This window comes from Faecalibacterium sp. OF04-11AC (assembly GCF_003460645.1).
GTDB lineage: Bacteria > Bacillota > Clostridia > Oscillospirales > Ruminococcaceae > Faecalibacterium > Faecalibacterium prausnitzii_I.
Genome location: NZ_QTVP01000047.1, coordinates 1 through 9931, shown reverse-complemented (window position 1 = coordinate 9931; position 9931 = coordinate 1). Strand labels below are relative to the sequence as shown.

The 9931-nt window shown below is 60.4% G+C and carries 7 protein-coding genes, 1 rRNA gene and 5 pseudogenes; 10 read left to right on the top strand and 3 right to left on the bottom strand.

Annotated features, from left to right (window positions below):
- From DXA70_RS13090 to DXA70_RS15175, 3 genes and pseudogenes are all read right to left on the bottom strand, one after another.
- Positions 1–467: pseudogene (locus DXA70_RS13090) on the bottom strand (GTPase HflX); the annotation flags it as partial.
- Between the two features lie 15 nt (positions 468–482).
- Entirely contained in the window at positions 483–884 is a 402-nt protein-coding gene (locus DXA70_RS13085) for a GNAT family N-acetyltransferase (protein WP_278321347.1), read from the bottom strand.
- Positions 885–910: 26 nt separating this feature from the next.
- Positions 911–1015 (bottom strand): annotated as a pseudogene (locus DXA70_RS15175) (N-acetyltransferase); the annotation flags it as partial.
- A gap of 227 nt (positions 1016–1242) precedes the next feature.
- Here DXA70_RS15175 and DXA70_RS14955 point away from each other — a divergent pair.
- From DXA70_RS14955 to DXA70_RS13045, 10 genes and pseudogenes are all read left to right on the top strand, one after another.
- Positions 1243–1929, top strand: a pseudogene (locus DXA70_RS14955) (homocysteine S-methyltransferase family protein); the annotation flags it as partial.
- A gap of 203 nt (positions 1930–2132) precedes the next feature.
- Positions 2133–3032 (top strand): methylenetetrahydrofolate reductase, encoded by a 900-nt coding sequence (locus tag DXA70_RS14945; protein WP_243001416.1) that lies wholly within the window; start codon positions 2133–2135, stop codon positions 3030–3032.
- 333 nt (positions 3033–3365) lie between these two features.
- Positions 3366–6071, top strand: coding sequence for a valine--tRNA ligase (locus DXA70_RS13075; protein WP_128118720.1), 2706 nt, complete (start codon positions 3366–3368; stop codon positions 6069–6071).
- 2 nt (positions 6072–6073) lie between these two features.
- Positions 6074–6421, top strand: a complete 348-nt coding sequence (locus DXA70_RS13070) for a VanZ family protein (protein ID WP_243001417.1) — start codon at positions 6074–6076, stop codon at positions 6419–6421.
- A pseudogene (locus tag DXA70_RS14940) lies at positions 6388–6462 on the top strand (hypothetical protein); the annotation flags it as partial. The gene DXA70_RS13070 and the pseudogene DXA70_RS14940, both read left to right, overlap by 34 nt.
- A gap of 124 nt (positions 6463–6586) precedes the next feature.
- Positions 6587–7852: a folylpolyglutamate synthase gene (locus tag DXA70_RS13065; RefSeq protein ID WP_128118719.1), complete on the top strand. Its 1266-nt coding sequence runs from the start codon at positions 6587–6589 to the stop codon at positions 7850–7852.
- 98 nt (positions 7853–7950) lie between these two features.
- A complete protein-coding gene (locus DXA70_RS13060) occupies positions 7951–8271 on the top strand; it encodes an anti-sigma factor antagonist (RefSeq protein ID WP_128118718.1) in 321 nt (106 codons plus the stop codon).
- Positions 8268–8711, top strand: a complete 444-nt coding sequence (gene spoIIAB, locus DXA70_RS13055) for an anti-sigma F factor (protein ID WP_022256085.1) — start codon at positions 8268–8270, stop codon at positions 8709–8711. Before DXA70_RS13060 ends, spoIIAB begins: the two co-directional genes overlap by 4 nt.
- Before the next feature lie 21 nt (positions 8712–8732).
- Positions 8733–9409, top strand: a pseudogene (locus tag DXA70_RS13050) (sigma-70 family RNA polymerase sigma factor).
- Between the two features lie 429 nt (positions 9410–9838).
- Positions 9839–9931 (top strand): 16S ribosomal RNA (locus tag DXA70_RS13045); the annotation flags it as partial.

Genomic DNA, 9931 nt, shown 5'->3' with positions numbered 1-9931 from the left:
CCGCCGCCGCCCTGACGGCTCAGGCTCTCGCCCATGCCCTGCAGGCGGGGCAGGCGGTAGCGCAGCAGGGCCAGCTCGGTCTGCAGCTTACCCTCGTTGGTCACGGCGCGGCTGCGGAAAATTTCCAGGATGAGCATGGTGCGGTCAATGACTTCCATGCCGCCCAGCGCTGTGGAGATGTTGCGGATCTGGCTGCCAGTCAATTCGCCGTCAAACACGGCGCACTCCGCGCCCAGTTCAGCGGCCGCAGCCGCAGCCTCTTCCAGCTTGCCGCTGCCCAGCACGATGCCGGTCTCAGGCGTCTGGCGCTTCTGGGTCACCTCGGCCACGGCTTCCATATGGTTGGCTTCGCACAGGGCCGAAAGTTCGGCCAGGCTCCGCTCACAGTCCCACAGGCCCTGATCCAGTGCCAGCAGGATGACTTTCGTCGGGGGTGTTTCCACTAAGATATCGTAAAGCTCGCTCAAAATGGTTCCTTTCTGTTATTTATCAGAACAATATAATTCTTTGTAATGCTCCCGGGTCAGTGCGTAGCACCTGCAGGAGACCGATGTCCCGTCAAATTTATGGTACTCGGCGTCATGGTGGTAGACAAAGCCCGCCTTTTGCATCACCCGGCCACTGGCAGGGTTGGCAGCGGCGTGGCAGCAGGCCAGCCAGTTACTATTTGTATTTTTGAACCAGTATTCTACAACCGCGCGGAGGGCTTCGGTGGTAAAGCCTTTGTTCCACCACGCTTTGCCGATGCAGTATCCCGGCTCCCAGATGCCCTCGGAGAGATCCAGCCCGGGCCACGCGGCTTTCTGCTGGGGCTCCCCCAGCAGGCTGTTATAGATGCTGATGGAGCCGAACACCTGCCGGTGGCTTTTTCCACAATGGCCCACTGGTAGTAATCCTCGTTGGGGTAGAGGGTGGCCCATGCCTCCAGCAGCTGGCGGGTCTCAGCCGCGTTTTTGTGCGGCTCCCACCGCAGAAAACGGGTCACGTCCGGGTCATTGGCCCAGTTGACGTACATCCTATCGGCATCCTGCGGGAAAAGGCGGCGCAGAATCAGCCGCGGCGTTTCGATCTCCTGTGTGCCTGCATGGCGCATGTTCCATCACTCCGTTCTGTATTGAAAGTACGCATAGGATAGCACAAATTTACCGGGAACGCAAGGGAAAGGCGCAAAAGAACTTGACAAGTGGGGAAAGTACGCTAAACTTAAACCCAAGCAATCTGATAGGAAAAGGAGACCCAAACATGATCGACGTGCGTGCACATCTGGCCCGGAAACCGCTTTTGTTTGACGGCGGTATGGGTACCTATTATAAAGCCAAGCCCGGTACGGAGTGTGAGCAGGGCAACCTGCTGGACCCGGCGGGCGTGCGGAAAGTCCACCGGGAGTACCTGGCAGCCGGCGCGGAGGCCATCAAGACCAATACGTTCGGCCTGCCCCGGATGGCAGCGGCACAACTGCCGGACTGGCAAGCACTGGCCCGGGCGGGCTGGAAACTGGCGGTGGAAGCAGCCGGGGAGACGGGCGCGGCGGTCTTTGCAGACCTTGGGCCCGCCCCGGATACGGAAGCCGCCCCGGCGGGCAGTATTTATACCGCCGTGGCCGGGTGCTTTGTGGAGCAGGGGGCCAGGAACTTCCTGTTTGAGACCCTGAGCTCGGATGCTGGCGTGCTGGAAGCTGTGCAGGCCATCCGGGCCAGGGTGCCGGACGCCTTTGTATTGGTCTCGTTTGCGGTGCTGCCGGACGGCTACACCCGGGAGGGCATGTACAGCAAAGACCTGGTCCGCCGGATGACGGAGAGCGGCATTGTGGACGCGGTGGGTTTCAACTGTGTTTCGGCCCCGGGTGCCATGCGGACACTGGTACAGCAGCTGGGCAGCACGGCCCTGCCGCTTTCGGTCATGCCCAATGCAGGCTATCCGGTGGTCACCCGCACCCAGGTAAAGTATCAGGCAAGCCGGAATACTTCGCCAAAGAGCTGGCCCGAATTGCGGCGGAAGGGGTTCGGATCCTGGGCGGCTGCTGCGGCACCACTCCGGCTCACATTGCCGCCCTGCGGGCAGCGCTGGATTCTCTGCCAGCTGGGGAAAAAGCGGCCCCGGCGGTGCAGCTTTCCACCCCGGAAGCACCGACGGTGGAAAAAGATGACGCGTTCCTGCGCAAGCTGAACGCTGGCAAAAAGGTGATCGCCATTGAGCTGGATTCCCCCAAGGATGCCGACCTGACCAACTATCTGGCTGGCGCAAAGCGGCTGCAGGCGGCGGGAGCTGATCTGCTGACCATCGCGGACTGCCCCATTGCCCGAGCCCGGATGGATTCCTCCCTCGTGGCCTGCCGGGTGCACCGGGAGCTGGGGCTCTGCACCCTGCCCCACATGACCTGCCGTGACCGCAACCTCAACGCCACCAAGGCCCTGCTGCTGGGCCTGTACGCTGAGGGGGTACGGGAAGTGCTGGCCATCACGGGCGACCCCATCCCCACGGCGGAGCGGGATGAGGTGAAGAACGTCTACCAGTTCAACTCCCGCAAGCTGGCCCAGTATATCGTTTCGCTGGCCGGGGAGGGCCGGGAGATGCCCAGCCCCATGACGGTCTTCGGTGCCCTGAACCTCAACGCCCGCAACTTTGAGGTGGAGCTGCGCCGGGCGGGCGAAAAGCTGGAAAACGGGATGTCCGGTTTCCTGACGCAGCCGGTCCTCTCGGAGCAGGCCGTGGAGAACCTCCGCCGCACCCGGGAGACGCTGGGCGAGCGGGCAAAAATTCTGGCCGGCATCATGCCGGTGGTCAGCCAGCGGAACGCGATCTTTATGGAGAACGAAGTCAACGGCATCCATGTGGCAGAGGATATCATAGAAGCCTTTGCGGGCCTCGACCGGGAGCAGGGCGAGGCACTGGGCCTGGAGATCTCCCTCAAGATGGCCCGGGAGGCCCTGCCCTATGCGGACGGTTTCTATCTGATGACGCCGTTCAACCGGGTGGCGCTGATGGAGCGGCTGATCGCCCGGCTGAAGACAGAACTATTGCAGGAACAATAAAAAAGCAATTGACAAATCGAACAAAAACCGCTATTATCTTTTATAACAAATGCGATGAAAAAGAGTGCGCGCTGCAGGCCGCTTTTCCAGAGAGCCGGGGCAGGTGAGAGCCCGGCAAAGCGGAGCGGTGCGCTGTCACTTTTGAGCAGAGGCGGGGAATGGAGTAGTCGCCTCCGGTTCTGCCCCACGTTATCGGGGCATCAAGGGGCGCGGGCCGCAGTGTCTGCGCAATTTGGGTGGTACCGCGGTATGTAGATTTACAGCCGTCCCATGGGAAATTTCCGTGGGGCGGCTTTTTTGCTCCCTGCGGACCAAAACGTTTGGGAGGTTACAATGCAAGAACTCGCAAAACAGTATGATCCGAGCCAGGTGGAAGACCGCATCTACCAGTTCTGGCTGGATGGCGGCTACTTCCACACGAAGGCCGACCCCGACAAGAAGCCCTATACCATCGTGATGCCGCCACCGAACGTTACCGGCCAGCTGCACATGGGCCATGCGGTGGATAACACCATGCAGGACATCCTCATCCGCACCAAGCGGATGCAGGGCTACGCCGCCCTGTGGGTGCCCGGCACCGACCACGCTTCCATCGCCACCGAGGCCAAGGTCGTGGAGGCCATGCGTGCCGAGGGCCTGACCAAGGAGATGGTGGGCCGCGACGGTTTCCTGGAGCGTGCCTGGGCCTGGAAGACCAAGTACGGCAACCGCATTGTCAGCCAGCTGAAAAAGCTGGGCAGCAGCTGCGACTGGGACCGCGAGCGGTTCACCATGGACGAGGGCTGCTCCGAGGCTGTCAAGGAAGTCTTTGTCCGCCTGTATGATCAGGGCCTGATCTACCGCGGCAACCGGATGGTCAACTGGTGCCCCCACTGCAACACCTCCATTTCCGATGCCGAGGTGGAGTATGAGGAGAAAGACGGCCACTTCTGGCACCTGCTCTACCCTGTCAAGGAGACGGGCGAGATGCTGGAGCTGGCTACCACCCGCCCCGAGACCATGCTGGGCGATACCGCTGTGGCCATCAACGGGGAGGACCCCCGCTATGCACATCTGCATGGCTGCCATGTCATCCTGCCGCTGCTGAACAAAGAGATCCCCATCGTCTGCGACGAGCACGCTGACATGACCAAGGGCACCGGCGTGGTCAAGATCACCCCGGCCCATGACCCCAACGACTTTGAGGTCGGCCTGCGCCATGAGCTGCCCATCGTCCGCGTCTTTACCTACGACGGCCACATGACCGGCGCTGCCGACAAGGCTGCTGCCGACGCTCTGTTTGCCGCGGGCAAGAACACCGTCAACGAGCCCCATGTGCTGGACTGCGGCAAGTATGCCGGCATGACCACCCTCGAGGCCCGCAAGGCCATCCTGGCCGATCTGGAGGCCGGCGGCTTCCTGAAAGAGACCGAGCCCCTCAAGCACGAGGTGGGCACCTGCTACCGCTGCCACTCCACCATTGAGCCCATGGTCTCCAAGCAGTGGTTCGTCAAGATGGAGCCTCTGGCAAAGCCCGCCATCGAGAGCGTGGAAAAGGGCGAGATCAAGTTTGTGCCCGAGCGTTTTACCAAGAACTATATGAACTGGATGAAGAACACCCGTGACTGGTGCATCAGCCGCCAGCTGTGGTGGGGCCACCAGATCCCGGCCTGGTACTGCGACGACTGCGGCGAGACCGTGGTCGCCAAGAGCGCGCCCTGCACCTGCCCCAAGTGCGGCGGCACCAAGCTCACCCAGGACCCCGACACGCTGGATACCTGGTTCTCCTCCGCACTGTGGCCGTTCAGCACCCTGGGCTGGCCCAATGAGGAGAGCGCGGACCTGAAGTATTTCTACCCCACCAACACGCTGGTGACGGGCTATGATATCATTGGCTTCTGGGTCAGCCGGATGATCTTCTCCGGCCTGGCCTACACCGGCAAGGCACCGTTTGACACTGTCTGCATCCATGGCATCGTCCGCGACAGCCAGGGCCGCAAGATGTCCAAGAGCCTGGGCAACGGCATCGACCCGCTGGAAGTTATTGCCAAGTACGGCGCAGACGCTCTCCGCTTCATGCTGGTGGATGGCTCCACCCCGGGCAACGATATGCGTTACAGCGAGAAGAAAGTGGAGGCTGCCCGCAACTTTGCCAATAAGCTGTGGAACGCCACCCGCTTTGTGCTGATGAACCTGCCGGAGGACTTCCAGCCCGGCCTGCCCGAGGAATCCAAGCTGGACATGAGCGACAAGTGGGTCCTGACCAAGCTGAACCAGGTGGCAGGCGCCATGAGCGACAACCTCGACCACTACGAGATGGGCCTGGCGGCTGCCAAGATCAACAGCTTCATCTGGGATGTCTACTGCGACTGGTTCATCGAGATCGCAAAGCCCCGCCTGAACTCCGGCGACGCGGAGCAGGCCGACACCGCCCGCCGTGTGCTGGTGTATGTGCTGGATAAGGCCCTCAAGCTGCTGCATCCGTTCATGCCCTTCATCACCGAGGAGCTGTATCAGGCCCTGCCCGGCTCTGCCGAGACCATCATGACCCAGCCCTGGCCCACCGTGGACGAGAGTCACAACTGGACCGCGGAGGAAGAGGCTTTTGAGAAAGTCATGGACTATATCAAGGCTGTGCGTACCATGCGCACCGAGATGAATGTCCACCCGGCCAAGAAGACCAGCATGATCATCGAGACGGCCGATGCCGCTCCGTTCCAGAGCGCGCAGGTCTATCTGGCCAAATTTGCCTTTGCCACCGATGTGACCTTTACCGCCAAGTACGAGGGCAGCACCGACGGCATGGTGCAGGTATCCACCCACGCCGCCCGCGGCTTCATCCCCATGATGGAGCTGATCGACCGCGAGAAAGAGCTGGCCCGCCTGAACAAGGAAAAGGCCAAGGCGGAAAAAGAGCTGGCCATGTTTGAGAACCAGCTCAACAACCCCAAGTTCGTCGAGCGTGCCCCGGCGGCTCTGGTGGAAGAGATCCGCAATAAGCACGCCAAGAGCCAGGATAAGCTGGCCAACATCGAGCAGAGCATCAAGGCTCTGGGCTGAGCATGTCAGAACAGAACCCGCGCACTTCTCCCTGGCTCATCGCCGGGCGGGTGATCTTTACGCTGGCGCTCATCGGCTGCATCGCGTTCATCTTCTCCAACTCCATGCAGATCGGCGTGGTGTCGGAGGGGGCCAGCGGCCGTGTGCTTCGCTTGGTACAGCGGGTGCTCACCCGGCTGGGGATGCCCGGCCTTGCATCCCACATCACCATGCATTTTATCCGCAAGCTGGCACATTTCTGCGAGTATGCCCTGGAGGGTTTCCTGCTCATGCTCTGCCTGCGGGTGTACACCCGGCATTTTGTCCGGCACATGTCCTGGCCCATTCTGGGAGCCTGCTCACGGCCCTGACGGATGAGACCATCCAGCTCTTCTCCCCGGGGCGGAGCAGTCAGGTGCTGGACGTCTGGCTGGATTTTATGGGCGTGCTGGCCGGGCTGCTGGTGGGGCTGTTCCTGCTGGCGCTCTGCCGGATGTGCGCTTTGCTCTATAAACATCGAAACGAGGATTGACCGAATGACTCCATACGAGGCAAATCACTATTTTGAGACTCTGCCGGAGGGCTTTGCCCCGGCGGAGGAACTGCGTGCCGCCCTGCCCGCCGCGGTGCAGCAGGTGCAGTTTGTCGGCGTGGCGGGCACGGCAGGAAAGACGGCCACGGCAGGTCTGCTGGGGGCCATCCTGCAGGCAGCCGGTTTTGTCACGGGCCTGTACCATGCCGGGTGTGAGCCGCTTGCGGCCCGCATCCGGGTGCAGGGTGCTCCGGTGGACGAGGTGCTTTTCCGTGAGGCCGCGGAAAAGCTGTCTGCCGCCAAGCCTCTGCCCCGCGCCGCTGCAGAGCTGGCCGCTGCCGCCATTTGTTTTGGCGCTGCAGGCTGTAAGCTGGCTGTGGTGGAGCTGCCGGATGCCGGTCTGGCAGCGGCTCTGCCCGCCATGCCGGTCTGCGCGGTAACGGCCATCGGCCCGGACGGCATCAGCCGCTCTGTGGAGCGCTCGGCCGCGCTGGCTGCCGGTGTCATGCGGGAGGGGGCTATCTGCGTCACCGCGCCGGAGCAGCCCAAAGCAGTCCTCAGCGAGCTCATCGTGGCTGCCGGCAAGTGCAATTGTGAGCTGGTGGTGCCCGACCCCGAGGACATCACGTTCCTGGAAGCCGAGAAGTTTACCAGCAAGGTGGATTACGGCGGATACACGGTCCCGCTGGCGTTCCTGGGCCGCCACGCGGCAGGCAATGCGGCCATTGCCGTCGAAATGGCGCTCGCGCTCTGGCGCAAGGGCTTTGAGATCCCCGATGAGGCCATTCTGGAGGGCCTTGCGGCCGTCGAGAACCGCAGCAGCATCCGGGTCCTTTCCCAGAAGCCTCTGGTCATTCTGGACGCCTGCCGCACCCCGCAGCAGGCTGCTGCCCTCCTGCGGGTGCTCAACATGGCCAAAGTGCGCCACATGAGCGCCGTGGTCGGCCTGTCCGAGGAGGAGGGAGCCGAGGCATTTTTCACGGCGCTGGAAAACGGCCTGACCCCCGAGGAACAGAAAAAAGACAAGCAGACCATGCCGGGCATGGGGGAAAACCCGTTCGACCAGGTCTTCCTCGTCACACCGTCGGGTGTGGAGGCAGCCTTGACCGAGCGCCTGCTGGAAAAGGCCCGCTACCACTTTGACGCCGTCCTCTGCGAGAGCCTGGACGAGGCTGTGAAGCAGGCCAAAGCCAACAGCCGCCGAGGCCTTCTGGTCTGTGGCAGTGAGGCCATCGCCCTGGAAGCGGCAAAGCTGCTGGAAACCATCTGAGCGACACGCTTCTCAAAAAAATAACGCAAAAGCTCTGTACACTGAGAGTATCTCGTGTGCAGAGCTTTTTATTTTGCAAAAAAGGAGATGGACAAGCCATGGCAACGGTCACATTCAGCGCGGCAGACGATGTGCTGTACGCCTATCTGGCGGGCGAGATCGACCACGACGCCGCGCAGAACCTGCGCATCCAGCTGGACGATGCCCTGCTGAACCGTACGCCCCGCACGCTGGTGCTGGATTTTGGCGGGGTGGGATTTATGGATTCCTCCGGCATCGGGCTGATCTTAGGACGGCAGCGCTGTGCCCGGACATTGGGCGGCACCCTGCGGATCCAGCACGCGCCCGAAGCGCTGCGGCGGGTGCTTCGGTTGGCGAATATCCCCTGCGTGGGCGGGGAGTCAGGAGAAACGATATGAAAGCAGAAAACAGTACGAAGATCCAGTTCGACTCCCTCAGTGTCAATGAGGCGTTTGCCCGGGGTGCCGCGGCCGCCTTTCTGGCCCGGTATGACCCCACCGTACCCCAGTTGGCCGATATCAAGACAGCCGTTTCAGAAGCCGTCACCAACTGCATCGTCCACGCTTACCCGGACCGGGTCGGCCCTGTGGTGCTTACGCTGGCGGTCTATCCGGGGCGGCTGGTCCGGATCACGGTAGCGGACAAAGGCATTGGCATCCCGGATATCCCCAAGGCCATGGAACCGCTTTTTACCACAGGCAACCCGGAGGAACGCTCCGGCCTGGGTTTCGCGGTCATGCAGAGCTTTATGGATAAGGTCACGGTGCACTCTGTTCCCGGGCGAGGCACCCGTGTGACTCTGACCAAGCGGCTGGACGAGCGGGCATCCTCTACATAAAAAGAGAAAGAGGGAGCGGCCATGATATCCGACAAGACCCGACGCAGCGCGTTCATTGAACAGAATCTGGACTGGTGCATTCCTGCGCCGGGCGGTTCCGGGGGAGAGGATTGGAATACGATGACCTCTACAGTGCCGGGTGTATGGGGCTGATCAAAGCTTATGACGGTTTTGATGAGACAAGAGGTGTTTGTTTTTCCACCTATGCTGTCCCGGTGATTTTGGGCGAAATCAAAAAGCTGTTCCGGGATGGGGGAACCGTAAAGGTCAGCCGCTCCTTAAAAGAGCTCAGTCTACGTATCAATGCGGCCCGGGAGCATCACCGGAAGCTCTGCGGGACAGAACCGACGCTTTCGCAGCTGTCGGAAGAGCTGGGAGAGAGCGTGGAAAATATCACCCTTGCCATTCAGGCCGCACAGCCTGCCCTCAGCCTGACCCCGGAAAACCGGGAGGACGACGACCACCAGATGGATATTCCGGTAGAATCCCCGGAAGAGGAGTTGACGGATAAGATCGGTCTGGCCGAGGTGTTGGAAAGTCTGCCCGAGCAGGACAGGCTTTTGATCAAGCTGCGCTTTTATGCCAACCGCACCCAGAGCGAGACCGCAAAGCTCTTGCATACGACGCAGGTGCAGATCTCCCGGCGGGAGAGGAAGATCTTAAAGCTTATGCGGATACGCCTTTTGGAAGAACCGTAGTGGAATAACCAGAAAAATACACGAAAAACTGGGCAAAAAGTAAAAGGCGGACTTTTCAAGAAAAAAACTGAAAAAAGGTCTTGCTTTTTGCCGGATGCTGTGCTAAAATACATTCACGTCAGGCGAGCGTCTGACAAAACGCCTCAAAAAAGAACGAAGTTCGATGAGTTCTTCAAAAAGAAATCAAAAAACTTCAAAAAACAGCTTGACAAGTTATCACACAAGTGATAAAATAAATAAGCTGTCAGCCAAACGGCTGAGGCGCTGACAGGACCTTGAAAATTGAACAATATCGAAAAACTTGTAACGGAACCTATTGAGTGTTGGAAAAACACTTTAAACAATTCCAAATAAAGTAATTCACACAGGACGCAAGCGATTGCGTGCTGAGCGAAAAAGATTTGAGCACTTTTAAGTGATTAAATATCATTTATAAAGAGTTTGATCCTGGCTCAGGACGAACGCTGGCGGCGCGCCTAACACATGCAAGTCGAACGAGAGAGAGGGAGCTTGCTTCCTTGA